The organism is Vagococcus teuberi (assembly GCF_001870205.1).
GTDB classification, from domain to species: domain Bacteria; phylum Bacillota; class Bacilli; order Lactobacillales; family Vagococcaceae; genus Vagococcus; species Vagococcus teuberi.
The window spans coordinates 1,251,713-1,277,680 of the sequence record NZ_CP017267.1 but is presented as its reverse complement, the minus strand read 5'-3'; the positions used below and the strand labels follow the sequence as shown (position 1 = coordinate 1,277,680).

Genomic DNA, 25,968 nt, shown 5'->3' with positions numbered 1-25,968 from the left:
ATTATGAAGATAAATGACTTACCAATTGAATTTAAACAAGCGTTACCAGTAATAGATAAGATAAATGAGCACGGTTATGAAGCTTACTTTGTAGGTGGTAGTGTGAGAGATGTGATTTTAAATCATGAAATTCATGATGTTGACATAGCTACAAGTGCTTTTCCAGAAGAGATAAAAGAAATTTTTCCTCGTACGATTGATGTTGGAATCGATCATGGGACTGTATTGGTGTTGTATGAAGAAGATCAATATGAGATTACAACTTTTAGAACAGAATCAACTTATCAAGATTATCGTCGACCAGATACAGTCACATTTGTTCGTTCACTTGAAGAGGATTTAAAACGCCGAGACTTTACGATGAATGCATTAGCTATGACACGTGAAGGGAATATTATTGATTTGTTTGATGGAATAGAGTCCATTCATGCAAAAGAAATAAAAGCAGTCGGTAATCCTGATGAGCGTTTTAGTGAAGACGCACTAAGAATGATGCGTGCGTTGCGTTTTGCGAGTCAGTTGAGTTTTGATATAGAAGAAAAAACGGAAGAAGCTATTTCAAAAAATCATCAACTGTTAACAAAGATTGCGATTGAACGAATTTATATCGAATGGGTTAAACTTCTTATGGGAGCAGAAAGAAAAAGAGGTATCATCCCTTTTGTTGAAACAAATTGTTTTATCTGTTGTCCAGGGTTTAGTCATAAAAAGGAATTGTTAGTTAGCTTTGCTAATCAAAATCCTGAGATGTTGTTGACGAGTGAAGAATTAGCTTGGAGCTGTTTATTAATTGCGATAGAAGAAAAGCATGCCAAGACGTTACTCGGTAAATGGAAAGCATCCAAACGATTGTCTAATTTAGTTGAAAAAGTAATTGATTGCTATAACGAGCGATTAACCAGTCAGTGGAGTGCCAAAGAGATGTATCAAGCTGGCATTGAAGTGATTTCTTTAGTTGAACAAGTCAGAGACTTTTTCGGCTTAGAGAACAACGAAGACGAGCTAATTAAGGCATATAATCAACTGCCAATCAAATCAATGGCAGATTTAAAAGTATCTGGGCGAGATATTTTAGCTTATATGGATAAAAAGCCAGGCCCTTGGTTAGGGAGAGTATTAAAACAAACTGAAAAACACGTAGTTGAAGGTCAATGGGAAAATGATAAAAAGGTATTATTAGAAAAAATAAAGGAAATGGTGGGGTAGAAGATGACATTTAGTACAACGTTGGAAGTCACAAAAAAATATACCGCAAAAGAACTTGGTTCTGGTACCTTTGCTGTTTTAGGTACACCAGGATTAATTGCAATGGTTGAGAATGTTTGTATGAATGCCGTGGCGCAAAAATTAGAAAAAGACGAAACAACAGTGGGATTAGCAATTAATATCAAACATTTAAAACCTTCAGCTCTTGGAGCGTTGATTACGATTAAAGTAGAACTTAAAGAATGCGAGAAAAAACATTTTGAGTTTGATTACCAAGCGTTTGATGGTGAAAAGTTGATTGCAACAGGTTCTCACTCTCGTGTCATAGTTAATTCGTTAACGTTTATGGAGCGTACTAACTAATAATAGATATAATTTGTGAAAAGTTTAATAAAGTTGTTTATTTTTGCTCACGACCGTGTTACAATAAACGTGTAAGAGATATGATAAGTTTCTAATTGGAAAGAGGAGATCATTTATGGCAAAAACAATGACAAGTTTTAAATTTTATTTTAGAAATGGTGAAACATGGACAATAGACCGTGAATGTATTGGCGATTTATGGATTAGTAAAGTATCAACAAGTTATGGTCGTATTCATGGTAGTGACTTCCAAAAAATCAGACCATGTGAAGGGTTTAAAATTGAGATTTTAAGTGAAGCAGATCATGTCCAAACAGATGATATTAACTTAGGTGGATTAGAGTCAGGTATGTTTGAACGTGCGACAAAATACCAAGATATTGAAAAAATGGACATTGTTTTTGATGATGGAACAAGTGATTTAATCTACTTCCCATACAAAGACAAAGAAACACCAGGACAAGAAGGACTAGATAACATTTATCAAACAACAAAAATTTCAAAAGATAATCGTTTGTATATTGTTATCGATGAAAACAAATCAGTGGACGACGTTTATAGTGAGTTTTTATAAAAATTTAATAGTATTTGTATAAAGAGTTATGCTAGTTTTGCTTAACTCTTTTTTTGGCTCTATGTCAAATCGTGTTGATGGACAATAATATTGAGGAAAAAGTCTCAAAAATGAAATAGAATTAATTGAAGTGAGGGAAGACATTCTCTCGCTTTTTTATTTAACCTGAAAAACTTGATTTTGAATCAAAAAGATACGTCGTTTGAATAGGAGAAAGTTTCGATAGCCATAGGCCATACGTTTAATCACTTTAATTTTATTATTAAAGCCTTCTAAGAAACCATTTGAATAGGAGTATTTGAAGGCATTCATGACCCTTTGGAAGAACTTACCAAATATTTTGAATTTATCTCTAAAATACTTTGGTAATTCAACGGGTGTCTGTGAACATCACTCTAAAAATAAGAGAATCATCTGTTAAATTGAGTAGTTTCCTTGTATTATTATTCATAGTGGGATTCTCCTTTGTAAGGTTAGTTATAGACGACTTAATTTTGCGAATAAGAATGCCCCTTTTTTTTATGAATAAAACAAAAAATCGCATTGAGAGCATTTAATCTATCAACACGATTTAGTTTACAGGCATTAAAAACAGATGGTATAAGTCATCTGTTTTTTTAGATTAATTTGCCCTATAATTTTTTAGTAAAATTGATGATGTAATGATATAATAAATAAGACAAATTTATATGGGGTGACAGAATGAGTTGGAAAAACACTTATCTAAAATGGAAAGAATTTAATGAATTAGAACCTAGTTTAAAGAATAATCTGTTTGAAATAGAACAAAATGAAACCGAATTACAAGATGCTTTTTATGCACCGTTAGAGTTTGGCACAGCAGGTATGAGAGGGATTTTAGGTGCGGGAATCAACCGTATGAATATTTATACTGTTCGTCAAGCAGCTAACGGTTTAGCTTTATTTATCGCAACATTAGGTGAGGATGCCAAAAAAAGAGGGGTTGCGATTGCGTATGATTCGAGACATCAATCACCAGAATTTGCGATGGAATCAGCTAAAACACTAGCTAATCACGGAATTACGTCATACGTATTTGAAAGTTTACGTCCAACGCCCGAATTATCATTTTCTGTACGACATTTTAATTGTATTGCAGGGATTATGATTACTGCAAGCCATAATCCGGCAAATTACAACGGTTTTAAAGTATACGGGGAAGATGGTGCACAGATGCCACCACAAGACGCTGACAAAGTAACAGAATTTGTGCGTAGCGTTGAAAATCCATTGGTAATTGAAGTGATTTCTGATGACAAGTCAGATGATTTTATCAATATCGTGGGTGAAGAAGTTGACACAATTTATTTAGAAGAGATGTTATCCGTGACGATAGACAATGAGTTAATCAAACGAAGTGGCGACAAATTAAACATGGTTTTCACGCCATTACATGGAACAGGGAAAATGCTTGGTGAAAAAGCATTATCACAAATTGGCTTTACCAATGTTTCCTTAGTTGAGGAACAAGCGATTGCAGATCCTAATTTTACTACAGTGAAATCACCAAACCCTGAAGAATTATCAGCATTCGAATATGCGATTCGTTTAGGTGAGGAGCTATCAGCTGATTTATTAGTAGCAACAGACCCAGATGCCGATCGTTTAGGTGCAGCCGTAAGACTACCAAGTGGCGAGTTTCGAGTGTTAACCGGAAATCAATTAGCCAGTTTGATGGTGCATTATATTTTGAGTAAAAAGCAAGAAAAACAAGAGCTACCATCCAATGGTATGGTATTAAAATCAATCGTATCAAGTGAGTTACCAACACGAATTTGTGACGCATATGATGTTGAAATGAAAAATGTGTTAACTGGTTTTAAATTTATCGCCGAACAAATCAAAGAAGCAGAAGCTAAAAACTCGGCAGAATTTTTATTTGGTTTTGAGGAAAGTTATGGCTACTTAGTGAAACCATTTGTTCGTGATAAAGATGCAATTCAAGCATTGGTAATGTTAGCTGAAGTGGCAACTTATTACATGGAAAAAGGGCAAACATTGTATGATGCCTTACTTGATTTGTACAAAGAATATGGTTATTTTGAAGAAAAAACGATTTCTGTAACCAAATCAGGTATGGAAGGGTTAAAAGAAATTGCAACTATCATGCATGACGTGAGAGAACAATTGCCAACATCATTTGGTAGCGTAAAAGTGAACTATACAGAAGATTATTCAGTTGGAAAACGTCTATTTGCTGATGGACAAGAGCAAACACTTGAATTACCAAAGGCAAATGTATTAAAATTCTTTTTAGAAGATGGTAGTTGGATTGCTATTAGGCCTTCTGGGACAGAACCAAAAATTAAGTTTTATATTGGAGCAGTGGATCAAACACAAGAGACTGTTACTGAAAAAATAGAATTATTTACGAATGAATTAGCTAAGTATAGTGCGTAAAGGGGGAGATGTCTAGTTGAAAGAGTTAAGTTCTCAAACGATTGAACAAACAAGTCGTTTTTTTAAAACGATAGGAGACCCAACCCGATTGAAAATACTCGTTGCTTTGTCTGAAAAGGAGATGAATGTCAGTAGTATTACTCAATTTTTAGAAATGGAACAATCTGCTGTATCTCATCAACTGAAGCTTTTAAGGGATAATCATTTGGTCAAATCACGAAAAGAAGGAAAGAGTGTTGTTTATTGTTTAGATGATAAACATGTTAAAAGTATTTTATCCCAAACATTCGATCATATGAATCATATATAATTCATAGAATAAAGTTTTGCTCATAAGGGTTCTCAACTGTTAGATAACATTCTAATAGTTGAGACCTTTTTTAATAATTCTACAATCAGCGAGTCTAAAAAAGGTCGTCGCTCATTAAAATTGAAAGAACAGAGTAAATGAAAACAGTTAAAGTAATGAACATTGTTGTTGGAGATGGTATTCCTAAATTAGTTGTTCCAATGGTTGGTAAAGCAAGTCAAGAGTTAATAGAAGAAACTAAAATTGTCGCGAACTATGGTGCAGATATTTGTAAAATAGCTGTTATGCTAAATACTACAACAGATGTATTAACGCTACTTGACGCAACGAATGAGATGCAAATTTTTTTGCTAATCGCCCAATTGTGACGATGTCAATGGGCAATTAGGGATGATAAGTCGAGTCAGTGGAGAAACGTTTGGATTAGTCTTGACATTTGGATCAGTCCAATCAGCATCTACACCAGGACAAGCATCAGTACCTGAGCTAAGGGATATATTAACAACTATTCGCATAAGACTTGTCAAAATACTTCTTTAAAGGTATAATTGGACTATACCATTACTGGAGGGAATAGACATGAAAGTCATTAAAGTAACAGATCAATTCGAAGGTGCGAAAGTTGCATTTGATATGATTCAAGAAGCAATGAAACAAGATATTAAAACATTGGGACTGGCGACAGGGAGTACACCTGAAGCGTTATATAAAGAAATGGTAGAAAGTGATGTTGATTTTTCTCATATGACATCTGTGAATTTGGATGAGTATGTGGGACTGGGGGCAGACGATCCACAAAGTTACCATTATTTTATGAGAGAGCATTTATTTAATAAAAAGCCATTTAAAGAAACGTTCTTACCTAACGGACTAGCTACAGATGCTAAAAAAGAATGTGAGCGATACGATGCAATCCTTGAGTCACACCCTATAGATATTCAAATCCTTGGTATTGGTGAAAATGGACATATTGGATTCAATGAACCTGGCTCATCGTTTGATGGAAAAACAAGCGAAGTAAACTTAACGGAATCAACCATTGAGGCGAATAGCCGTAATTTCTCTGATATTTCTGAGGTGCCAACTAAGGCTTATTCAATGGGAATAGGTTCGATTATGCAAGCTAACAAAATCATTTTATTAGCGTACGGAACTAAAAAGGCTGAAGCCATCTATCAAACAATAAAAGGACCTATTACAGAGTTAGTTCCAGCAAGTGCTTTACAAGTTCATCCTGATGTGACTATTATTGTGGATGAAGAGGCAGGAAGTAAACTATAATTTCTCAAATCTGTTTTTTTAAAGGATAAAATTCTTTAAAAAATCAGGTTTTTTTTATAGAAATAGTTTATAATATTGAATAGTTAAATAAGTAAAGGAGAATCAGAATGGAAGGCTCTCAAGTAATTTATGATTTTGTCAGTTCAGCTATTGAATCAGGAGGATGGATGAAAACAGATCGAGCTTATTTACAAAATAAGCTCACTGACATGACAGGGGTCGTTGTCTCTTCTAATAATGTAAATCAAGTATCTAATATGACGGCAGAGGAATTATGTCAAATACTAGTTGATATGGCCAAGGATAATAAAGCGAATGAGTATCAAACTGAGGAAGACATTGATCAGTTGAAACAAAGTATAATGGAGTTACTAACGCCACCACCATCAGTAGTGAATGCGATGTTTGCTAAAAAATTTGACAGATCACCGTTAGAAGCAACCAACTATCTTTATTGGCTTAATCAGATCAATGGGTATCTATCAGGAGGTAAAGAAACAAGTTATGGAATAGAATTTGATGCTCCAATGCATGGTAAATGTCCATTGTGTTTTGAAAATGAAGGTACCTATGAGCCTGGTTCGGCATTTTTGAAGAAAACGCGACGTTTTATCCGTTTGAACTTGAATAATGACAGTTGGGGATATCAATTGTCACCATTAGAAAAAGATAAAGAAGTCGGATTATTTTTTCCTGAAGAACATACAACCTTATTTATGACTAATCTTCTCATAGATCAGATGGTCCAATTAGTTGATTTATATACGCATTATGAGATACACTATTCACAGTTTAATTATTTTTATGGTCATAGTTTTTTAGTTGGTAAACGTGTGAATAAAGATAGACAGATTTTATGTGAGTATACCTTACCATTTTTTAGAGAATCTAAATTTGCTTATGATATGGAACAAGCAAATGATGTTGTGATTCAAACGAATCGACCTCAAGATATTTGGCTAATGATTAATTATATTTTTTCTTTAACAGTCTCTCATAAAAGAGGGTTGTATACAATGGATTTTGATTATTACTTATCGAAAACAGAGACAGATTATCAAATGATTGTGAGTATACACGATAATGCTTCTAATAAATCGAAAGATAATTGGTTGTTTACGTTAGAATTATTAAAAAATGAATTGGAGGTTAGATATTGAAAAAGTTTGTTGTCTTTATAAAAAAAGTCGGGTTGTATATTGTTGGGCTATTGATTATTTTGGGAATGTTGTTATTAAACGACGTACCAACATTAGTTCTTAATTTATTTGAACCAATCTTCAATAAAAAGTCAAATGGTGTAAGTATCATCTTATTCTTATGTTGGTTGGTTATTTTAGGTGCAATAATTTGGTTTATTTGGCGTTTTTATCAAAATAAATCACACGATACTGATATTAGTTTAAGCAAAAAAGATATTTGGCGAGCTTTTAAAATATTTTTAATTGGTCGAGTAATTGTCTTTATAGGGACTGGTTTAATGCAATTAATCTATGGCGATGCCCAAAGTGCAAATGATGATGCGATAGCGCAATTATTTGGTCCAAATCAAACCATTTACTATGTGTTAATTATGACAATTATCGTTGCAGTTAAAGCTCCGATTTTAGAAGAACTTATTTTTAGAGGGTTGCCTACAACATTATTATTTAAAAATATGCCGTATTGGGTGCCAATGATATTAACTTCTTTAGCCTTTTCAGCTGTTCATTTGTCGTCAAATATTATTTCGTTTGCAATGTATGCTGCTTTAGGAGCATTAATGTATTGGGCGTATTGCTCAAGAGGTCGAATAGTAGATTCGATGATGGTGCATTTTTTTAATAATATATTAGGAGCTATCATGTTACTATTATCTTACTTGTTTGGTCTACCATTATCATAATCATTTAAAGAGAAAGGGTGCAATGAGTACTCTTTTTCTTTTTTGTTTGCGAATAACACAAGTAGTGAGTCTTTTGTGCTACAATGAAACAGAAAAATAGAAAAAGGATTGGTATAACTATGACAATACTAGGTATTGATACATCAAATAAAACACTAGGTGTCGTAATTGGAGAAGAGAATCAGGTAATTTCCTCATATTATAGTCAAGCTAGCAAAAATCACAGTGAAACCTTGATGCCAGCAATTGACTTTTGTGTGAAAGAAAATCGGTTATCACCTAAACATATAGATAAGATAATTGTGGCAAAAGGCCCCGGATCGTATACTGGATTGCGTATTGGGGTCACAACAGCGAAGACATTAAGTTGGACTTTAGGTGCGTCTTTATATGCTGTGTCCTCATTAGCTTGTTTGGCGAAAAATAGTCAGGAAAAAGATAAGTTGATTGTGCCTTTTATAGATGCACGTCGTGGTTTTTTATATACAGGAGCATATAAATATGAAAATAACCAATTGATTAATGTGTTGCCTGATCAATATATTTCATTTGATGAGTGGCTAGATGTGTTATTAAAACAAGAACAAAAATTGGTCTTTATCGGAGAAGAATACGGGAAATTAGAAGAAAAATTTAATGATTTAAGTGAAAGTACCGATATTGAGGTTATCCTCCAACCTTCTAATCCGGCTGTCATGTTAGATATGTCTTGTTTATTAGAAAAAATAGAAGACGTAAATGAATTTGTTCCAACCTATCTAAAAAAAGTAGAAGCAGAAGAAGAATGGCTAAAGAAACAACAAGGAAAAGAAGTAGAACCACAATCTTACGTTGAACGATTAAGTTAACTAGTAGAGGAGTGGCAGTGTGATTGAGAAAAAATTAGAATTTCAGTTAGCAAAAGTAACTGATATTATGGCATTTCAACAAGTACTTAAACATGTTTATGGTGGTGAATCACCTTGGAGTACAGCTATTTTATGGATGGAACTTAGTAAGAAGAAATACGGTCGTTACATAAAAGCATGTCTAGATCATCAATTAGTTGGTTTCGGTGGGATACGGATTGAGTGTGATGATGCACATATTACTAATATTGCCGTGTTACCAGAATATCAGTCCCAAGGTATTGGAACATCACTTTTAAACGAGTTGAAAGAAGAAGCAAAAAATTTATCGTGTCACTCAATGAGTTTAGAAGTTAGAGTGTCTAATCAACAAGCTATCTCTGTATATCGATCATTTGGATTTGAACAGGTAGGTATTAAAGAAGGATATTATCTTTCTGCTAGGGAAGATGCTATTGAAATGCGATTAAAGTTCTAGGAAGTGATTCTAGATGGATAATAGACAGTTAGCAAAACGATTATCAGAATCAAGTGACATCATATTTAAGTATGGGAGTCCATGGTCTGAAGCACAATTTTATGATCAATTAGCTCAAAAAAACAATATCACGCATGTAAAACTTGAAGACGACAAGGTAATAGGATTTATTATTTGCCAATTTGTGCTAGATGAAGCAGAATTATTATTAATTGGCGTGCTGCCAGATTATAAAAATAAAGGCATAGCAAGTACACTTTTAACTGAAGCATGTGAGTTGTTAAAGCAAAGCAACGTATCTCATTTATTTTTAGAAGTAAGAAGTCAAAATGAAGAAGCAATAGGGTTTTACAAAAAGTATCAGTTTAAAGAGCTAGGTGTTAGAAAAAATTATTATCATCATCCGACAGATAATGCTGTGATGATGCAGTTAGAGATTTAGGATGTGAAGAAATGGAACAAACGGATATTTATATATTAGCTATTGAGAGTAGCTGTGATGAAACGAGTGTCGCGATTGTGAAAAATGGTCGTGACGTTTTATCAAATATTGTTGCGTCTCAAATAAATAGTCACAAACGGTTTGGCGGAGTTGTACCAGAAGTGGCAAGTCGTCATCATGTGGAGCAAATTATCGAGTGTATTGATTTAGCGATGGAAGAAGCAAGTGTCAAAATAGAAGATTTATCAGCAGTAGCTGTCACATATGGACCAGGATTAGTTGGGTCATTATTGATAGGGATTACAGCGGCAAAATCATTTGCATGGGCGAATGAGTTACCGCTTATCCCAGTTAATCATATGGCAGGACATATCTACGCAGCCCAGTTAATAGAGGAACTAGAATTTCCACTAATGGCATTGTTAGTGAGTGGTGGGCATACTGAGCTTGTTTATATGACAGAGCATGGAGATTTTGACATCATCGGCGAGACAAGAGATGATGCAGCTGGTGAAGCATATGATAAAGTTGGTCGAGTGTTGGGATTAACTTATCCAAGTGGAAAAGAGATTGATGAATTAGCTCATCAAGGCAAGGATAGTTATCATTTTCCAAGAGGGATGATAAAAGAAGATCATTATGATTTTAGTTTTAGTGGCTTAAAAAGTTCTGTGATAAATCTTGTCCATAATGCGAAACAACGAGATGAAGAGTTATGTGATGTTGATTTAGCCGCAAGTTTTCAAGAAAGTGTGATTGATGTTTTAGTTGATAAAACAATCCGTGCTTGTCAAGAATACAACGTAAAACAATTAGTCGTTGCTGGTGGAGTCGCAGCGAATAAAGGGTTAAGAAATCGTCTGAAACAAGAGCTAGACCAAGTGTTACCACAAGTTAAACTAATTGTACCACCAATAAACTTGTGTGGAGATAACGCCGCAATGATTGGTGCAGCTGCGTACGTAGAGTACCAAAAGCAACACTTTTCAGATATGCATTTAAATGCCAAACCATCTTTAACATTATAAAAGAAGAAGTGACAGGAAACTGTTACTTTTTTTATACTACAAAAGACATAATAAACCATTAAAATTCGATGCTTTAACTTGAAATATATCAAAAATAAAGGGAAAATAGAATTTAGATGAACAATATAAAGAACGAGGTAGATGTTATGAATAATCAGCCAATCGGTTTTTTGGATTCAGGTGTAGGAGGATTAACGGTTGTGCGTGAAGCATTAAAACAACTGCCGAATGAAACCGTCTATTATGTGGGAGATACAGCAAGATGTCCTTATGGACCACGTCCTGTTGACCAAATTAAAGAATTCACATGGGATATGGTACGGTTTTTATTAAAACAAGATGTCAAAATGATTGTGATTGCTTGTAATACGGCGACAGCTGTTGCGTTAGAAGAAATAAAAGAAGCACTAGATATTCCGGTTGTTGGTGTGATTGTTCCGGGATCAAGAGCGGCGTTACGTGAAACACGCAATGGTCGTATTGGAATTATTGGAACAGTTGGAACGATAAATAGTGAGGAATACACAAAAGAAATTAAACGTAAATCTTTGGATGTTGATGTGTTGGGACTTTCTTGTCCAAAGTTTGTACCAATAGTTGAAAGTCATGAGTATCAATCTGATATTGCTAAAAAAGTGGTAAATGAAACATTAAGTCATTTTAATGCATCAAATATTGATACGTTAGTTATGGGATGTACCCACTATCCGTTGCTAAAGCCATTTATTAAAGAAGCAATGGGAGAACAAGTTAAATTGATTGATTCAGGTGCTGAAACAGTCACAGAAGTCAGTGTGTTACTCGATTATTATGATATTTCAGCTTCACCCAATTCAGATAAAAAAGAACATCGTTTTTTTACAACAGGTTCTGTACGAAATTTTGAAACCATCAGTTCTGATTGGTTGCCAATTCAAGATATATCAGTGAAACATGTAGATATTACAGATATAGGAGATTAGAAAATGAGACATGACGGCAGAAAAAATAATGAAATGCGAAAAGTATCATTTGTATTAGATTACTTAGATTACCCAGAAGGATCAGTTTTCGTTAGTTTTGGTCATACAAAAGTCATTGTCAATGCAACAGTTGAAGACAATGTACCACCATTTTTACGTGATAGTGGGGCTGGTTGGGTGACGGCTGAATATAGCATGTTACCACGAGCAACACATACACGAAACAGACGTGAGAGCAGTAAAGGAAAACTTACGGGTAGAACGATGGAAATCCAACGCTTGATTGGTCGTAGTTTGCGTTCGGTCATTGATTTGAAAAAGTTAGGAGAGCGTTCGATTGTAGTTGATTGTGATGTGATTCAAGCAGACGGTGGAACTAGAACAGCTAGTATTACTGGTGCGTTTTTAGCGTTGAAATTAGCGACTGATCGATTAGTCCAACAAGGTGATTTACTTGAAAGTCCGATTACGTCTCACTTGGCCGCTATTAGCGTGGGGTTAAACTCATATGGTGAAGTAATTACTGATCTAGACTACCAAGAAGATTCCACTGCACAAGTTGATTGCAATGTTGTTATGACAGAAAAACTTGAATTAATCGAAATTCAAGGGACAGGTGAAGAAGCAACCTTTACACGAGGTGAGTTAAATGAGTTACTTGATTATGCTGAAACAAGTATCAACGAATTGATTCGTCTACAAAAAAATGCGCTAGCTTTACGAAATGTTGCGAAGAAACATGAAGAACCAGTATTACAACATCAATTATTGATTGCGACAAAAAATGAAGGAAAAGCAAAAGAATTTGTCGAGTTATTTAAGTCAAGAGGTTATCAAATCAAAACATTGTTAGATTTTCCAGAGATAGAAGACATTGAAGAAACTGGCAAGACGTTTGAAGAAAACGCACGATTAAAAGCTGAAGGAATAGCGAATCAATTGAATTGTTTGGTCTTAGCTGATGATTCAGGATTGAAAGTGGATGCGCTTGGCGGTCAGCCAGGGGTGTACTCAGCAAGATATGCTGGTGAAAGAAAAAGTGATGCAGCGAATAATGCTAAATTACTTCATGAATTAACGGACGTTCCAATGGAAGAAAGAACAGCACAATTCCACTGTACACTTGTTTTAAGTGAACCAGGGAAAGAAAGTTTAGTCGTATCAGGAGAGCTACCTGGAGTAATTGGACGCATTCCACGTGGAGATAATGGGTTTGGTTATGATCCATTATTTATTATTCCAGAAACGGATAAAACAATGGCAGAAATGACATCTGAAGAAAAAAATCAGATTAGCCATCGTGCAAAAGCTCTGAAAGAATTGGATAAAAAAATTGATACTTGGTTGGGAGAGAAAAACTAATGAAATATTTAGTAGTGAGCGATAATCATGGAGTGGAATCTTATTTAGAAGACATAAAAGCAAAATGGCTAAATGACGTGGACTACTTTTTCCATTGTGGTGATTCAGAATTATCACCAGAGAGCGATATTTGGTCAACTTATCATGTTGTTCGAGGAAATTGTGATTACTATAATGAATATGACAATGTAAAATTAATCGATACCACACAAGACAAGGTGCTGTTAACACATGGGCATTTGTTTAATGTCAATATGACGTTTGATAAGTTACTTTATCAAGCCGAAGAGATGCAAGCAAATATCGTCTTATATGGGCACACGCATCAATTATTTGCGACAATGGTAGATGATATCTTGCTACTAAATCCAGGCAGTATTTCTCAGCCACGTGGTAAATATAGCTATTTAAAAACATATGCCATTATCACACACCAGGAAGATGGGTATTTAGTAGATTATTATAATGAACGACATGAATTACAAAAAGAACTGACTCACTTTTTTTCAATGAACTAAAATTTTTAGCTTGTATGGAGGAAATGACAATATGATTGGAACGACTGTAAGAAAGATGTTACTGGAAAATGAAGACGACTTTTTAATCTCTTCTGATAACGTGGCAACCTTAAGTGAATCAAATTCGCTTGAACATGCAATTTTAGTATTAACTAAAATTGGGTACTCTCGCGTTCCTGTGTTAAATAAAGAGGAACAACTAGTTGGCTTAGTTTCTTTATCTCAAGTAGTTGACCAGATGTTTGGAATAGAAGATTTAGAACCTGAAAATTTAGCAAATAAAAAAGTGGTAGATGTCATGGATACAGACATTCCAATGATTTCGTTACCACTAGATTTAGAAAAAACACTTCATTTGTTAGTTAATGATAGTTTTATTCCTGTTGTAAATGAATCAAAAGAATTCACAGGAATTATCACAAGAAAAGAGATACTAAAAGCCGTGAACCATTTGGCTCATGAACTTGAAATAGAATATGATGTAATTGAAAAAGTGAATATTTAGGTGAAAATATGAAAAAAATGACAGAAGAAGAACTAATCGCGATTAGGCGAGAACTACATCAGATTCCAGAGATTGGAATGGAAGAATATCAAACAGCAGAGTATTTGTTAAACAAAATAGCAGAATTACCACAAGAAAAACTTGATATAAAGGTACAAGACACAGCGATTATTGTGGTCGTAAAAGGAAGTGAACCGACTAAAGTAATCGGGTGGCGTACTGATATGGATGCTTTGCCGATTACTGAACAGACAGGTTTACCTTTTTCTTCGCAACATGAAGGAGTGATGCATGCTTGTGGTCACGATATTCATATGACGATTGCATTAGGCTTACTAGATAAGGTGATTGATCAACCGTTAAAAGAAGATATCCTGTTCTTTTTTCAACCAGCTGAAGAAAATAAAAGTGGTGCCAAAATATATACGGATAATGGATTTTTAGATGTTTCTAAGATTGATGAGATGTATGGTTTACATGTCAATCCTGATTTACCAGTTGGCGTGATAGCAACAGCAGCAGGAACCATGTTTGCTGGAGACAGTAGTTTTAAAGTGACGTTTACTGGAAAAGAAAGTCATGCAGCCCTTCCGCATGAAGGTAATGATATGATAGTCGCCGCTGCTTCATTCATTCAACAAGCACAGACCATAATTAGCCGCAATGTGAATCCGATGCAGTCAGCTGTTATAACGTTTGGTGAATTGAATGCAGGTTTTGCTAGTAATATTTTAGCCGGTACAGCTTATTTAAGCGGCACAATTAGAACGTTGACTCATGACATGACACACTTAGTCATGTCAAGAATCAAAGAAATAGCAAACGGAATAGCTGTAAGTTTTCAGTGTGATGTGTCTATCGAGTTTGATAACTTAGGTTATGTTCCTGTGGTTAATGATGATACGACTACCACACGATTAATCGACTTTTTATCATTACATCCAGACATTGAACTAGTAGCGTCTGAACCGCTAATGACGGCAGAAGACTTTGGCTATATACTGAAGCAAATTCCGGGTACAATGGTATGGTTAGGTGTCGCTAGTGAGTATGGTCTGCATCATCCGAAATTTAATCCAAATGAACAATCTATTCAAAAAGCTGTTTCTGTTATGGGAGATTACCTAGTGGCGTTGGCTAAGTAAAAAACCACGAGATATCTAAATAATAAAGGATATCTCGTGGTTTGATTTATATTTTTAAATTAATCGGTGTAGTCGGTAACTTAATTCCTGCTTTTGTCAAAGCTTCTATATACGCCGTCATCATTTGAGTTTTAACACCAAATTGAGAGCCACTAATAGCATAAACATTCGAACGAATCGCAAAATTGCCGCTTCCTAAATCAACTAATCCTACGATTGTTGGTTCAGAACGAATATCTGTAATATTGATGATTTGTTTTTTATTGATGGATTTCATAATATCCATAATACGATCAATATCGTCTGTTGGGTCAACCCGAATATCAACAACAACTAACTGATTACCTCGCGATAAATTACTTACAATAAGTATCTGCCGATTTGGGATGTAGTTCATCGTTCCGTTAAAACTTTTAATTTGTGTTGTTCGTAAGCCAATATCGTTAACGATACCTTCAATATTATCAATAACAACATGATCCCCAACATCTAACTGTCGTTCGTAAATAATAAAGAAACCAGTTAATACATCATTTATAAAGCCTTGAGCACCAAGACCAATGGCAACCCCAGCAATCCCGGCCCCGGCAATTAACGATCCAACGGGAACACCTAAAATCGTTAAAATAGAATAAATTCCTATAAAAAACAGTGTGTACTGGACTGCGTTTTTTGTTAGTGTTCTTAATGTGTGCATTCTATTTTCACTATAGTTGTCTTTCTTCTTATTTGTAAAAGACTTATCAATTAACTTTAATAAGATTTTTCGGGTAATCGTTAATAAAATGATGACAACAAAGATTAGGATAGCTTGATTAATAACCGATGCAATAATCTTATTCCAGTCTAACTGGTTAAAAAAGCGATTAATACCTCGCACGTTTTTTGCTGCTTCGGTAATTACTTCAGGTGTTGTGGAAGTAGTGGTAGTTTCTTGCAAAATGAACACTCCTTTCTTATTTCTTCTTACTATATCATAATGTATAAATTGTTGTTAAATCAAGTAGATAATGGTATTCTAATGGTAGTAAATTACAGGAAAGGTAGGAGATGTTTTATATGACAGGTATAGAAATAGCTGCGATAATTGCTGCTGTTGCGTTTGCCGTACTAGTCGTGGTGCTAGTTATTTTTTTATTACAATTAAACAAGAATATAACGAAGTCAATGGAAAAAGTCAATGGCATTTTAGATGAAACAGATAAAACAGTCGCTATATTAACACAAGATGTTGATATCTTACTGAAACAAAGTGAAGACTTATTGGTTATTGGTAATGACTTATTGGCAGATGTCACTCAAAAAGTTGAAACGATTGATCCGCTGTTTCATGCGGTGGCAGATTTAAGTGAGAGTGTTTCCGAGTTGAATGACTCAAGTAAAGCGATGCTTGCTAAAGTAGGTGAGGCAGGAAAAACAGTTGCCACAGCTACAGTTGTTGGCAAAACCGCTCAAACTGCGTCACATTTATTTAAAAAACATAAATAGTAATATATTTAAATAAAAATCATTGGGAGGAATAGTTATGTCGAAAAAATCAAGTGGCTTTTTAGCAGGAGCGGTAATTGGAGGTGCCGCAGCTGCAGCCGCAGCATTGCTCCTTGCACCGACAAGTGGTAAAAAATTGAGAAAAGATTTAATGGAACAATTAGATGATATTTCTGACGGTAAAGCAAGTGAGTTTGTTGATTTAGCACAAGAAAAAACATCAGAATTTAGTGAATTAGCGAAAGAAAAATCAGCCGATTACCCTTGGGTGGGTGAGCAATTATCACAAGTAAAAGATAATTCAGCTGAACTATTTGATTACCTAAAAGATAAAACTCAAACTATTAGCCAAGATTTTCAAGCTAATTCCGAAAAATTAAAGTCAGCTGTAAAACCTGTTGTTGAAGATGATATCGTTTTAAGTACTGATGATATTTCAAATGATCTTTATGATGTAATCGAAGAAGGTAAATAAAAAAAGTGAGTGGGTATCTGCTCACTTTTTTAATACAGTTCTTTTTCTAGTAGGACACAAATAATGCCATCTTCTATAAATTCATCAGAAACAACTTTATAACCTAACCTTTGATAGAATCCTACTGCTTGTTTTTCACCATGTATACGAGATAAGGTGCAATGTTGTTTTCGCCCTATCTGTTCTAATTCTAATAGTAAACGTCGTCCTAGCCCTTGTTTTCGCCAATTTTTATGAACGCATAATCTGTCAGGGCGAAGTGTTTTCTCATCGTCTTGTTGGTATCTAGCAGTAGCAACAGGCGTATTATCATAATAAATGACGATGTAAAACGTCCTATCAATATCTAATGCATCAAATTCAGCTTTTAAAGAAATACCTTGTTCTTGGACAAATACCAGAGTTCTTAGAAAAAAAGATGCAGCCCTATTCCAAGGTGCGTTGTTAAAGACAATTTGAATCATGTGACGATCTCCTTTTCAAATAGAGAGTTTCAGTGTATCATACAACTATCTTTATTTTGGAGGTAAGTATGAAAAAAATCTTGATTTATGGAATCGTTATAGGCGTTATTGTCATCGTGATAGGTCTTGGTGCAGGAGTCAATTATCTATTTAATTATGCCATTGTTGCTGGGAAGAAAGATTTTATCAATGATGTTAAACAAGAACAAATAGAAAAAGATTGGCACTTTGCTCAAAATCATTTGAGTGAAGAATCGATTAAAAGTGACGATGGATTGAACTTAGTCGCTAAAAAAGTAACGCACGACAACCCAAGTAAAAAAGTTGCTATCGTAGCTCATGGCTATATGGGGAAAAGTGATTATATGGGGCAATATGCACAGCTTTTTTATGATGAAGGGTTTGATGTGTTAGTACCTGACAACCGGGCACACGGCAAGAGTGAAGGCAAGTACGTTGGTTTTGGTTGGCTAGATAGAAAAGATTATGTTAGATGGATAGATGAAGTGGTGAAAGAGTATGGCACTGATGTTAACATTGTGCTTTACGGATTAAGCATGGGTGCTGCTACTGTGATGATGACAAGTGGTGAAGATTTACCACAACAAGTTAAAGTTATTATTGAGGATTGTGGCTATGATTCAGTGAGAAATGAATTAGCATTTCAATTAAATGATATGTTTAATTTACCGTCTTTTCCAATGATTCCATTAGCTTCATCTTATACAAAACTACGTGCAGGTTACTCATTTGGTGAAGCTAGTGCTGTTAAACAATTAGAGAAAAATAAGTTGCCATTATTATTTATACATGGTGATAAAGATGATTTTGTTCCTACCGATATGGTGTATCAAGTTTATCGTGCAACAAAGGGACCTAAGGAATTAGTTATTTTTGAAGGAGCTAAACATGCGGAGTCCTTAAAAAAACATCCCGAAGAATATAAGAAAACAGTCAAAAACTTTTTATCTAAGTATTTTCCCAAATAGCTAAGAAGCATTGACAGGTAGAGCTTTTTTCTTTATAATTTATTTGCTACTTAAGGATATATTTTTAAATGACAAAACAATCAGAGAGTACTTATATGGTGGAAAAGTACAATTAATTTAAAAATGCTCCCTTTTGACTTTGATAAAAGCTATCACGTGTTTTCGCGTTAAGAAACAAAAGAGGTAATGACTGTTAAGAGCATCATTGCAATCAAGGTGGTACCGCGGTAAACGTCCTTGGCTGCAAGGGGTGCTTTTTTATTATTTTAGGAGGAATATGAATGAAACAATTATCAAGTAGTCAAGTTAGACAATTATTTTTAGATTTTTTTGAAACAAAAGGACATAAAATTGAACCTAGTGCCTCTCTTATCCCGATTGACGACCCAACCTTATTATGGATTAATTCAGGAGTGGCAACATTAAAAAAATATTTTGATGGATCTGTTGTACCTGAAAACCCAAGAATTACCAATGCTCAAAAGAGTATTCGTACTAATGACATTGAAAACGTTGGGAAAACAGCACGTCACCATACAATGTTTGAAATGTTAGGAAACTTCTCTGTTGGTGATTATTTTAAAAAAGACGCGATTCATTGGGCCTGGGAATTATTAACGAGTGACGAGTGGTATGGTCTTGATAAAGACAAATTATACGTGACGATTCATCCAGATGATGAAGAAGCTTTTAGAATTTGGCATGAAGAAGTCGGTTTACCAAAAGAGTCAATCATTAAACTAGAAGAAAACTTTTGGGATATTGGAGCTGGTCCATGTGGTCCAAACTCTGAGATTTTCTTTGATAGAGGACAAGAATACAATGATGTCGCAGAAGACGATCCTGAAAACTTCCCTGGTGGCGAAAATGAACGTTACTTAGAAATTTGGAACTTAGTATTCTCAGAATTTAACCATACTGAAAACAATGAGTATTTACCATTGCCACATAAAAACATTGATACGGGGATGGGATTAGAACGTATGGTGTCTATTTTCCAAGATGCTCCGACAAACTTTGAAACAGATTTATTTATTCCAATTATTGAGGCAACACAAAAAATGTCTGATGGTAAAGAATATGGAAAAGATAGTACAACAGATACGTCTTTCAAAGTCATTGCTGATCATATTCGTGCTGTATCATTTGCAATTGGCGATGGGGCGTTGCCATCAAATGAAGGTCGTGGCTATGTGTTACGTCGTTTAATTCGTCGTGCGGTGATGCATGGTAAAAAACTCGGAATTGATAAAGCCTTTTTAGTTGATTTAGTACCTGTTGTTGGACAAATTATGGAAAGTTATTACCCAGAAATTGTCGAAAAACAAGACTTTATTCAAAAAGTCATCAAAACAGAGGAAGAAAGATTCCACGAAACAATTAATGATGGTTTATCCATTATCAGCGAGTTAATCAAAGATATGAAAGCAGCTAATCAAACTGTTTTATCCGGTAAAGATATCTTTAAATTATATGATACCTATGGCTTCCCAGTAGAATTGACCGAAGAGATGGCTCAAGACGAAGGATTAAGTGTGGATCACGAAGGATTTGAAGTCGAAATGACGGCTCAAAGAGATCGTGCTCGTGCGGCTCGTTCGAAAGAAGAGTCAATGTCTGTTCAATCTTCTTTATTAACTGATATTAAAGTAGTGAGTGAATTTGTGGGATATACAGAAGACACAGTCGATGCTAAATTAATGGTAATCATCCAAGATGATGAGATTAAAGAGGCGACAACTGAAGGCAATGCACAATTAATTTTTGGTCAAACACCATTCTACGCCGAAATGGGTGGACAAGTGGCTGACAAAGGAACAATTTATAATGCAACAGGTGATTTAGTGGCTAATGTTGTCAACGTCAAAAAAGCACCTAATGGCCAATCGTTACATCAAGTAGAAGTGTTTGGTGAATTAAAAACAGACGACACATACCAATTAGTGATTGATAAAGAGTTACGCCAACGTATCACAAAAAATCATACAGCGACTCATTTACTACATCGCGCGTTAAAAGATGTATTAGGAGAGCATGCTAATCAGGCAGGATCACTTGTAGCACCAGGTTATTTACGATTTGACTTTACTCATTTTGAGCAAGTGACTCCTGACGAGTTAAAACAAATGGAAGAAATCGTGAATGAAAAGATTTGGGCACACCTACCAGTTGTCACAGTTGAAACAGATATTGATTCAGCAAAAGAAATGGGTGCAATGGCCCTGTTTGGTGAAAAATATGGTAAAAATGTTCGTGTGGTAAATGTTGATGGTTACTCTATCGAATTATGTGGTGGGGTTCATGTAAGCAACACTTCTGATATTGGGGTTTTCAAAATTGTTTCTGAATCTGGAATTGGAGCAGGTGTTCGACGTATCGAAGCTGTGACAAGTAAAGAAGCGTATGAAGCCTTTAGAGAAGAAGAAGGATTACTCCGTCAAGTATCTAAATTTGTTAAAGCACCTCAACTAAAAGATACTGTTCAACGTGTGGAACAATTACAAGAACAATTAAAACAAGCACAAAAAGAAGTGGAACAATTAAGTGCAAAATTAGCTAACGCTGAAGCAGAAGATGTATTTAAGGACATTAAAGAAGTGGATGGCGTGACTTATATTGCATCTAAAGTAGCGGTTAAAGACATGAATCAATTACGTCAATTAGCTGATCAATGGAAACAAAAATCACTATCTGATATTTTAGTCTTAGGATTAGTACAAGGTGAGAAAGTTAACTTACTTGTAAGTATGACAAAAGAGATGAATGATCAAGGATTAAAATCAGGTGATTTAATCAAAGCAATTGTGCCACTTGTTGGTGGTGGCGGTGGTGGTCGCCCTGACATGGCTCAAGCCGGTGGTAAAAATCCAGAAGGGTTACAATCAGCGCTTGATGCAGTAGAACCTTGGGTTAAAGAACATAAATAATTATTTAACTGGTTGTTACTTTTGACGTGACAACCAGTTTTTTCATATGTTGTAAGAATTGAAAGGTATAAAAATTTATGATATAATAACTTAGTTAATAAATAAGGGGGCGTTACGGATTCGACAGGCATAGTTTGAGCTTGAATTGCGCTTCGTAGGTTACGTCTACGTTAAAACGTTACAGTTAAATATAACTGCTAAAAACGAAAACAATACTTTTGCCTTAGCTGCCTAAAAACAGCGGGTAAAGATCCTCTTGGCATCGCCCATGTGCTCAAGTAAGGGTCTCAAATTAAGTGGGATACGCTAAATTTTTCCGTCTGTAAAATTTAGAAGAGATTATCAGACTAGCGAAAGTTACGGCCTGTTATTCGGCAGAGACTTGAGCGAATTTCAAATAGGATAACTATGAGCGTAGATGTTTAGGTGGCAATATGTTTGGACGCGGGTTCGACTCCCGCCGCCTCCATTGTTTAGAACTTGTTGGAAGTCTGTTAAAACAGCCTTTGTGCAGGTTTTTTTGAGCTCTTTGTCAACTACTGTTGGTAAGAGTTAAAACGTTAGAATTTAGGATCTAGAAAACAACATGTTTTCTAGATCTTTTTTTATATGTTTTGAAAACCACCTGCTATGCGGGTGGTTCTAGAGAGCTTTCAGCGTGGCATTAAAAAATCCTCCTAAAATGATAAGATAAATTAGGTTTCCCGACCACAACATATCAATCATATAGGAGTAGGAGGTTTCTTATAAAAAAGGATAATCAAAGTTTATCACACACAACATGGAAATGTAAGTATCATATAGTTTTCGCACCTAAATACAGACGACAAATTATTTATGGAAAATATAAACAGAGTATCGGAGAAATTCTGAGATTATTATGTGAGAGAAAAGGTGTTGAAATAATAGAAGCTAACGCATGTAAAGATTATGTTCATATGTTAGTGAGTATTCCGCCAAAATTAAGTGTTTCAGGATTTATAGGCTACTTAAAAGGAAAAAGTAGCCTCATGATCTTCGATAGACATGCTAATTTGAAATATAGATATGGTAATAGAAAATTTTGGTGTCAAGGTTATTATGTTGACACAGTAGGACGAAATAAGAAACAAATAGAGGAATACATAAGAAATCAAATTCAAGAAGATTATTTAGCAGATCAATTAACATTATTTGAGGATTATGATCCGTTCACAGGAGAGAAAAATAAAAAGAAATAAGTAATCCTTTTAGGATTCGTGGGTAAATGTGGTGCATAAGGGAAACCGATTCAGTGAGCCTTTCAGGCTCAGTCCGGTAACAGAGGCTTTCAGCCGAAGAACAAACCTTCAGTTCACTCTGGAAAGAGGTTAAAATACCTCCTCTTTTTTTTTACTTTATGACTACCTGTGTTATCGTAAAAAGTGATGACTATTCTTTCAGAGATAATACGGACTTTTTTAGAAAAGGTCTTTTTTTTTGAAGCGAGTGAAGAAACTCACTTTGAACAAAAATATAGAGTTATGAGGACTTAAAAAATTATTATGATGACTGTGTACTTTCAGGGATTCTATCGGAAAAGGAATCAACTACTTAACCTTATTCAAAATAAATATTAAGAGAAAAAAGATAATATCTGTTGACAACGTATAGATGTTCGTCTATATTAGTTTTATAAATAGATGTCCGTCTATATGTACTTTGTAATAAGGAAGTGACCTAGTGCCACCCTTACAAAGATTAACAGCTCGAGTACTTGGAGTTCTTTTGTCAGTTGTTATTGCTTATCTCCTTAAGATAAGCTTACCTATAGGCTTGATAATCAATATTCTTATCGTTATATTTGTCCTATACATAGTAGAAAAAAAGAAAGAAGTGAAGAAATGAATTACGAAGCTTATTCAGCCAAATTAAAAATAATAACTGACCCAAAGAGAATGAAAATTATTGACCTATTGTCTTGTGGTGAAATGTGTGCCTGTGATATTTTAGAACATTTTGATTTTACACAACCTACATTATCTCATCACATGAAAACTTTAGAAAATGCTGGTTTTGTAAATGTGAGTAAAAGAGGTAAATGGAACTACTATAGCTTAAATCAAGAAACTCTCACTAACTTTATGAGAGAATTTAATCAATTATTTTTTAATTCAGATAATTGTATCTGCCAAGAAGAACATAATAAAGAAACTAATGAGGAGCGTTTATTATCATGAAACTAGAACTATTTGAAGAAGCTTTATGTTGCTCAACAGGTGTCTGTGGACCATCAGTAGACGAAAATTTACTACGAATCACAGGGGTTTTTGAATCATTAAATAAAATCAACCAAGTGACAGCAAGTCGCTATAATCTATCATCAAATCCTGCTGACTTTACTAAAAATGAAACAGTTTTAAAAGAGTTACAGGAAAAAGGTAATAACATTCTTCCTATTACATTAGTTAATGACAAAATTGTAAAAACAGGAAGTTATCCAACAAATGAAGAAATTCAAGAATTTACAGGAATTACCTTTGTCACTCAAAACTCACAAAATAGTTCTTGTTGTGAAGGTAATGGAACATGCTAAACGACGTTGAATTATTTAATCCTTTGGAGATTGATTTGACTAAATACATGTTCTTTACTGGTAAAGGTGGCGTTGGTAAAACAACGACAGCTTGTGCTACTGCTGTAAAATTTGCTAAAGAAGGAAAAAAAGTTCTTTTAGTCAGCACTGATCCAGCATCAAATTTACAAGATGTTTTTAATACTGAATTATCTAATAAATATAAACCAATAGAAGGAATAGACAATCTTTCTGTAGCAAATTTTGATCCCATAACAGCCGCTGACGAATACATGGAGTCAGTTGTAGGACCTTATCGTGGCGTTTTACCTGATTCAGCTGTGGCTAATATGGAAGAACAATTATCTGGTTCTTGTACGATTGAGATTGCTGCCTTTAATGAATTTGCTAATTTATTAACGGATAAAACAGTCAATGCTGAGTTCGATTATGTATTATTTGATACAGCACCAACAGGTCATACGTTAAGAATGCTACAATTACCAGCTGCATGGGATAATTATTTAGATGAAAACACAACAGGTACGTCTTGTTTAGGGCAATTATCTGGTTTAGGTGACCAACAAGAAACCTATAAACAAGCTGTTGAAACGTTAAGTGATGATTCAAAAACAACCTTGATTTTAATTTCAAGGCCACAAAGAGCGTCCTTTATTGAAGCAAGTAGAGCTTCTCAAGAGCTGCAAGAACTTGGTATTAATAATCAAATTCTTGTCATTAATGGCATTTTACCTGGACACGATGATGAAGTCTCAACTATTATTTATAATCAACAACTTCAAGATATTGAAGAACGTCCAGACCATCTAAAATAATTTAAAACATATCAAATTCCATTAAGAACGTATAATGTAACTGGTTTAGATAAATTAAGTGTTTTACTTGATAATGAACAACCTAAAGGAACTTCTAATGTTGAAATTAAAGAAGATTATCCTGAAATGACTTCTTTAATTAATGAATTAGATAAGAAAAATACAAAAATCATTTTTACTATGGGAAAAGGTGGTGTTGGTAAAACAAGTATTGCTATTGAGATTGCTAACAAGTTATCTCAACGAGGTAAGAAAGTTCGCTTAGCGACAACAGACCCTGCTGACCATCTACACTTATTTACTCAAGATAATAATATTTCGATTAGTCATATTGATGAAGATAAAGAACTCGAAGATTATACAAATGAAGTTTTGAAAAAAGCTCGTCAAAACCTAAGTGAAGATGAAGTGGCTTATGTAGAAGAAGATTTAAAATCTCCATGTACACAAGAAATTGCAGTCTTTAGACGATTTGCTGAAATTGTAGATTATGCGGAGCAAGATGATGTAGTTGTTATTGATACAGCACCAACAGGTCACACACTTTTACTATTAGAATCATCACAAAACTATGCAAAAGAAGTTGAAAAAACATCTGGAGAAGTTCCTGAATCAATTATAAAATTACTTCCTAGATTGCAAAATCACGATGAAACTGAAGTTATTATGGTAACTTTACCTGAAACAACTCCAGTCTATGAATCCATGCGACTAGATAAAGATTTAGATCGTGCGAAAATCGCTCATAACTGGTGGATTGTCAATCAAAGCATGTTTGCGACACACACAACTAATGAACTCTTAAAGACAAGAGCCATGAATGAGGTTGAATGGATTGATAAAGTCTCAGAATTATCAAATGGTAAATTTGTTGTAAAACAATGGGAAGCAGAAAAATAATTTTTTTTATCAATATATAGGTTAGTGT

The 25,968-nt window shown here is 34.5% G+C and carries 28 protein-coding genes, 1 other RNA gene and 2 pseudogenes; 28 read left to right on the top strand and 3 right to left on the bottom strand.

Annotation, left to right across the window (positions count from 1 at the left end; all coding sequences use genetic code 11):
* Positions 1 to 3 precede the first annotated feature (3 nt).
* The 3 genes from BHY08_RS06145 (at position 4) to BHY08_RS06135 (ending at position 2,143) form a co-directional block, all read left to right on the top strand.
* Positions 4 to 1,206: a CCA tRNA nucleotidyltransferase gene (locus BHY08_RS06145; RefSeq protein WP_071457039.1), complete on the top strand. Its 1,203-nt coding sequence runs from the start codon at positions 4 to 6 to the stop codon at positions 1,204 to 1,206.
* Between the two features lie 3 nt (positions 1,207 to 1,209).
* Entirely contained in the window at positions 1,210 to 1,569 is a 360-nt protein-coding gene (locus BHY08_RS06140) for a thioesterase family protein (RefSeq protein WP_071457038.1), read from the top strand.
* 115 nt (positions 1,570 to 1,684) lie between these two features.
* Entirely contained in the window at positions 1,685 to 2,143 is a 459-nt protein-coding gene (locus BHY08_RS06135) for a hypothetical protein (RefSeq protein WP_071457037.1), read from the top strand.
* A 156-nt stretch (positions 2,144 to 2,299) separates the two neighbouring features.
* Here BHY08_RS06135 and BHY08_RS10735 read toward each other — a convergent pair.
* Positions 2,300 to 2,488 (bottom strand): annotated as a pseudogene (locus tag BHY08_RS10735) (transposase); the annotation flags it as partial.
* 357 nt (positions 2,489 to 2,845) lie between these two features.
* On the opposite strand from BHY08_RS10735, the gene BHY08_RS06130 reads away from it, so the two are divergent.
* The 16 genes from BHY08_RS06130 (at position 2,846) to BHY08_RS06060 (ending at position 15,328) form a co-directional block, all read left to right on the top strand.
* Complete coding sequence (locus BHY08_RS06130) at positions 2,846 to 4,564, top strand: phospho-sugar mutase (protein WP_071457036.1); 1,719 nt, start codon at positions 2,846 to 2,848, stop codon at positions 4,562 to 4,564.
* A gap of 16 nt (positions 4,565 to 4,580) precedes the next feature.
* Entirely contained in the window at positions 4,581 to 4,874 is a 294-nt protein-coding gene (locus BHY08_RS06125; RefSeq protein WP_071457035.1) for an ArsR/SmtB family transcription factor, read from the top strand.
* A gap of 137 nt (positions 4,875 to 5,011) precedes the next feature.
* Positions 5,012 to 5,242: a type I 3-dehydroquinate dehydratase gene (locus BHY08_RS11470; RefSeq protein WP_071457034.1), complete on the top strand. Its 231-nt coding sequence runs from the start codon at positions 5,012 to 5,014 to the stop codon at positions 5,240 to 5,242.
* 22 nt (positions 5,243 to 5,264) lie between these two features.
* Positions 5,265 to 5,414, top strand: a complete 150-nt coding sequence (locus BHY08_RS11465) for a type I 3-dehydroquinate dehydratase (RefSeq protein ID WP_420855303.1) — start codon at positions 5,265 to 5,267, stop codon at positions 5,412 to 5,414.
* A 39-nt stretch (positions 5,415 to 5,453) separates the two neighbouring features.
* Complete coding sequence (nagB, locus tag BHY08_RS06115) at positions 5,454 to 6,155, top strand: glucosamine-6-phosphate deaminase (RefSeq protein ID WP_071457033.1); 702 nt, start codon at positions 5,454 to 5,456, stop codon at positions 6,153 to 6,155.
* Between the two features lie 107 nt (positions 6,156 to 6,262).
* On the top strand, positions 6,263 to 7,315 hold the full coding sequence (locus BHY08_RS06110) for a hypothetical protein (RefSeq protein ID WP_071457032.1): 1,053 nt from the start codon (positions 6,263 to 6,265) through the stop codon (positions 7,313 to 7,315).
* Positions 7,312 to 8,040 carry a CPBP family intramembrane glutamic endopeptidase gene (locus tag BHY08_RS06105; protein WP_084657194.1) on the top strand — a complete coding sequence of 243 codons (729 nt, stop codon included), beginning with the start codon at positions 7,312 to 7,314 and terminating at the stop codon, positions 8,038 to 8,040. The genes BHY08_RS06110 and BHY08_RS06105 overlap by 4 nt, the downstream gene beginning before the upstream one ends.
* A gap of 119 nt (positions 8,041 to 8,159) precedes the next feature.
* Positions 8,160 to 8,888 (top strand): tRNA (adenosine(37)-N6)-threonylcarbamoyltransferase complex dimerization subunit type 1 TsaB, encoded by a 729-nt coding sequence (gene tsaB / locus BHY08_RS06100; RefSeq protein ID WP_071457031.1) that lies wholly within the window; start codon positions 8,160 to 8,162, stop codon positions 8,886 to 8,888.
* A 19-nt stretch (positions 8,889 to 8,907) separates the two neighbouring features.
* Positions 8,908 to 9,366 carry a ribosomal protein S18-alanine N-acetyltransferase gene (rimI, locus tag BHY08_RS06095; RefSeq protein WP_084657192.1) on the top strand — a complete coding sequence of 153 codons (459 nt, stop codon included), beginning with the start codon at positions 8,908 to 8,910 and terminating at the stop codon, positions 9,364 to 9,366.
* Positions 9,367 to 9,379: 13 nt separating this feature from the next.
* Positions 9,380 to 9,808 carry a ribosomal protein S18-alanine N-acetyltransferase gene (rimI, locus tag BHY08_RS06090; RefSeq protein WP_071457030.1) on the top strand — a complete coding sequence of 143 codons (429 nt, stop codon included), beginning with the start codon at positions 9,380 to 9,382 and terminating at the stop codon, positions 9,806 to 9,808.
* An 11-nt stretch (positions 9,809 to 9,819) separates the two neighbouring features.
* Positions 9,820 to 10,836: a tRNA (adenosine(37)-N6)-threonylcarbamoyltransferase complex transferase subunit TsaD gene (tsaD, locus tag BHY08_RS06085; protein ID WP_071457029.1), complete on the top strand. Its 1,017-nt coding sequence runs from the start codon at positions 9,820 to 9,822 to the stop codon at positions 10,834 to 10,836.
* A 116-nt stretch (positions 10,837 to 10,952) separates the two neighbouring features.
* Complete coding sequence (gene racE, locus BHY08_RS06080; protein ID WP_071457028.1) at positions 10,953 to 11,798, top strand: glutamate racemase; 846 nt, start codon at positions 10,953 to 10,955, stop codon at positions 11,796 to 11,798.
* A 3-nt stretch (positions 11,799 to 11,801) separates the two neighbouring features.
* A complete protein-coding gene (gene rph / locus BHY08_RS06075) occupies positions 11,802 to 13,160 on the top strand; it encodes a ribonuclease PH (RefSeq protein WP_071457027.1) in 1,359 nt (452 codons plus the stop codon).
* On the top strand, positions 13,160 to 13,678 hold the full coding sequence (locus BHY08_RS06070; protein ID WP_071457026.1) for a metallophosphoesterase: 519 nt from the start codon (positions 13,160 to 13,162) through the stop codon (positions 13,676 to 13,678). Before rph ends, BHY08_RS06070 begins: the two co-directional genes overlap by 1 nt.
* A gap of 31 nt (positions 13,679 to 13,709) precedes the next feature.
* Positions 13,710 to 14,183 (top strand): cyclic-di-AMP-binding protein CbpB, encoded by a 474-nt coding sequence (gene cbpB, locus BHY08_RS06065; protein ID WP_071457025.1) that lies wholly within the window; start codon positions 13,710 to 13,712, stop codon positions 14,181 to 14,183.
* A 17-nt stretch (positions 14,184 to 14,200) separates the two neighbouring features.
* The gene (locus BHY08_RS06060; RefSeq protein WP_071457845.1) at positions 14,201 to 15,328 is read left to right on the top strand and encodes an N-acetyldiaminopimelate deacetylase; all 1,128 of its coding nucleotides are present in this window, start codon (positions 14,201 to 14,203) and stop codon (positions 15,326 to 15,328) included.
* Between the two features lie 46 nt (positions 15,329 to 15,374).
* Here BHY08_RS06060 and BHY08_RS06055 read toward each other — a convergent pair whose 3' ends face one another.
* Positions 15,375 to 16,268 carry a mechanosensitive ion channel family protein gene (locus tag BHY08_RS06055; RefSeq protein WP_157093639.1) on the bottom strand — a complete coding sequence of 298 codons (894 nt, stop codon included), beginning with the start codon at positions 16,266 to 16,268 and terminating at the stop codon, positions 15,375 to 15,377.
* A 119-nt stretch (positions 16,269 to 16,387) separates the two neighbouring features.
* Between BHY08_RS06055 and BHY08_RS06050 the strand changes: the two genes are divergently transcribed.
* Both BHY08_RS06050 and BHY08_RS06045 read left to right on the top strand, forming a co-directional pair.
* Positions 16,388 to 16,816, top strand: a complete 429-nt coding sequence (locus tag BHY08_RS06050; RefSeq protein ID WP_071457024.1) for a DUF948 domain-containing protein — start codon at positions 16,388 to 16,390, stop codon at positions 16,814 to 16,816.
* Between the two features lie 37 nt (positions 16,817 to 16,853).
* Positions 16,854 to 17,291 carry a YtxH domain-containing protein gene (locus tag BHY08_RS06045; RefSeq protein WP_071457023.1) on the top strand — a complete coding sequence of 146 codons (438 nt, stop codon included), beginning with the start codon at positions 16,854 to 16,856 and terminating at the stop codon, positions 17,289 to 17,291.
* 29 nt (positions 17,292 to 17,320) lie between these two features.
* On the opposite strand, the gene BHY08_RS06040 is transcribed toward BHY08_RS06045, so the two are convergent.
* A complete protein-coding gene (locus tag BHY08_RS06040; protein WP_187363562.1) occupies positions 17,321 to 17,755 on the bottom strand; it encodes a GNAT family N-acetyltransferase in 435 nt (144 codons plus the stop codon).
* 68 nt (positions 17,756 to 17,823) lie between these two features.
* On the opposite strand from BHY08_RS06040, the gene BHY08_RS06035 reads away from it, so the two are divergent.
* The 7 genes and pseudogenes from BHY08_RS06035 (at position 17,824) to arsA (ending at position 25,940) form a co-directional block, all read left to right on the top strand.
* Positions 17,824 to 18,744 (top strand): alpha/beta hydrolase, encoded by a 921-nt coding sequence (locus BHY08_RS06035; RefSeq protein WP_071457022.1) that lies wholly within the window; start codon positions 17,824 to 17,826, stop codon positions 18,742 to 18,744.
* Between the two features lie 281 nt (positions 18,745 to 19,025).
* Positions 19,026 to 21,671, top strand: coding sequence for an alanine--tRNA ligase (alaS, locus tag BHY08_RS06030; RefSeq protein WP_071457021.1), 2,646 nt, complete (start codon positions 19,026 to 19,028; stop codon positions 21,669 to 21,671).
* Positions 21,672 to 21,776: 105 nt separating this feature from the next.
* Positions 21,777 to 22,143: a transfer-messenger RNA gene (gene ssrA, locus BHY08_RS06025) on the top strand.
* Positions 22,144 to 22,417: 274 nt separating this feature from the next.
* Positions 22,418 to 22,891 (top strand): IS200/IS605 family transposase, encoded by a 474-nt coding sequence (gene tnpA, locus BHY08_RS06020; RefSeq protein WP_071457020.1) that lies wholly within the window; start codon positions 22,418 to 22,420, stop codon positions 22,889 to 22,891.
* A gap of 642 nt (positions 22,892 to 23,533) precedes the next feature.
* Positions 23,534 to 23,869: an ArsR/SmtB family transcription factor gene (locus tag BHY08_RS06015; protein ID WP_071457019.1), complete on the top strand. Its 336-nt coding sequence runs from the start codon at positions 23,534 to 23,536 to the stop codon at positions 23,867 to 23,869.
* The gene (gene arsD / locus BHY08_RS06010; RefSeq protein WP_420855302.1) at positions 23,866 to 24,225 is read left to right on the top strand and encodes an arsenite efflux transporter metallochaperone ArsD; all 360 of its coding nucleotides are present in this window, start codon (positions 23,866 to 23,868) and stop codon (positions 24,223 to 24,225) included. Before BHY08_RS06015 ends, arsD begins: the two co-directional genes overlap by 4 nt.
* Positions 24,219 to 25,940, top strand: a pseudogene (gene arsA / locus BHY08_RS06005) (arsenical pump-driving ATPase). Before arsD ends, arsA begins: the two are co-directional and overlap by 7 nt.
* Positions 25,941 to 25,968 lie beyond the last annotated feature (28 nt).

Excerpts from the sequence above, each read along its gene's own strand:
- BHY08_RS06145 (WP_071457039.1), top strand. The coding sequence starts at position 4 with ATGAAGATAAATGACTTACCAATTGAATTTAAACAAGCGTTACCAGTA.
- BHY08_RS06140 (WP_071457038.1), top strand. The coding sequence starts at position 1,210 with ATGACATTTAGTACAACGTTGGAAGTCACAAAAAAATATACCGCAAAA.
- BHY08_RS06135 (WP_071457037.1), top strand. The coding sequence starts at position 1,685 with ATGGCAAAAACAATGACAAGTTTTAAATTTTATTTTAGAAATGGTGAA.
- BHY08_RS06130 (WP_071457036.1), top strand. The coding sequence starts at position 2,846 with ATGAGTTGGAAAAACACTTATCTAAAATGGAAAGAATTTAATGAATTA.
- BHY08_RS11470 (WP_071457034.1), top strand. The coding sequence starts at position 5,012 with ATGAAAACAGTTAAAGTAATGAACATTGTTGTTGGAGATGGTATTCCT.
- BHY08_RS11465 (WP_420855303.1), top strand. The coding sequence starts at position 5,265 with ATGATAAGTCGAGTCAGTGGAGAAACGTTTGGATTAGTCTTGACATTT.
- nagB (WP_071457033.1), top strand. The coding sequence starts at position 5,454 with ATGAAAGTCATTAAAGTAACAGATCAATTCGAAGGTGCGAAAGTTGCA.
- BHY08_RS06110 (WP_071457032.1), top strand. The coding sequence starts at position 6,263 with ATGGAAGGCTCTCAAGTAATTTATGATTTTGTCAGTTCAGCTATTGAA.
- tsaB (WP_071457031.1), top strand. The coding sequence starts at position 8,160 with ATGACAATACTAGGTATTGATACATCAAATAAAACACTAGGTGTCGTA.
- rimI (WP_071457030.1), top strand. The coding sequence starts at position 9,380 with ATGGATAATAGACAGTTAGCAAAACGATTATCAGAATCAAGTGACATC.
- tsaD (WP_071457029.1), top strand. The coding sequence starts at position 9,820 with ATGGAACAAACGGATATTTATATATTAGCTATTGAGAGTAGCTGTGAT.
- racE (WP_071457028.1), top strand. The coding sequence starts at position 10,953 with ATGAACAATATAAAGAACGAGGTAGATGTTATGAATAATCAGCCAATC.
- rph (WP_071457027.1), top strand. The coding sequence starts at position 11,802 with ATGAGACATGACGGCAGAAAAAATAATGAAATGCGAAAAGTATCATTT.
- BHY08_RS06070 (WP_071457026.1), top strand. The coding sequence starts at position 13,160 with ATGAAATATTTAGTAGTGAGCGATAATCATGGAGTGGAATCTTATTTA.
- cbpB (WP_071457025.1), top strand. The coding sequence starts at position 13,710 with ATGATTGGAACGACTGTAAGAAAGATGTTACTGGAAAATGAAGACGAC.
- BHY08_RS06060 (WP_071457845.1), top strand. The coding sequence starts at position 14,201 with ATGACAGAAGAAGAACTAATCGCGATTAGGCGAGAACTACATCAGATT.
- BHY08_RS06050 (WP_071457024.1), top strand. The coding sequence starts at position 16,388 with ATGACAGGTATAGAAATAGCTGCGATAATTGCTGCTGTTGCGTTTGCC.
- BHY08_RS06045 (WP_071457023.1), top strand. The coding sequence starts at position 16,854 with ATGTCGAAAAAATCAAGTGGCTTTTTAGCAGGAGCGGTAATTGGAGGT.
- BHY08_RS06040 (WP_187363562.1), bottom strand. The coding sequence starts at position 17,755 with ATGATTCAAATTGTCTTTAACAACGCACCTTGGAATAGGGCTGCATCT.
- BHY08_RS06035 (WP_071457022.1), top strand. The coding sequence starts at position 17,824 with ATGAAAAAAATCTTGATTTATGGAATCGTTATAGGCGTTATTGTCATC.
- alaS (WP_071457021.1), top strand. The coding sequence starts at position 19,026 with ATGAAACAATTATCAAGTAGTCAAGTTAGACAATTATTTTTAGATTTT.
- BHY08_RS06015 (WP_071457019.1), top strand. The coding sequence starts at position 23,534 with ATGAATTACGAAGCTTATTCAGCCAAATTAAAAATAATAACTGACCCA.
- arsD (WP_420855302.1), top strand. The coding sequence starts at position 23,866 with ATGAAACTAGAACTATTTGAAGAAGCTTTATGTTGCTCAACAGGTGTC.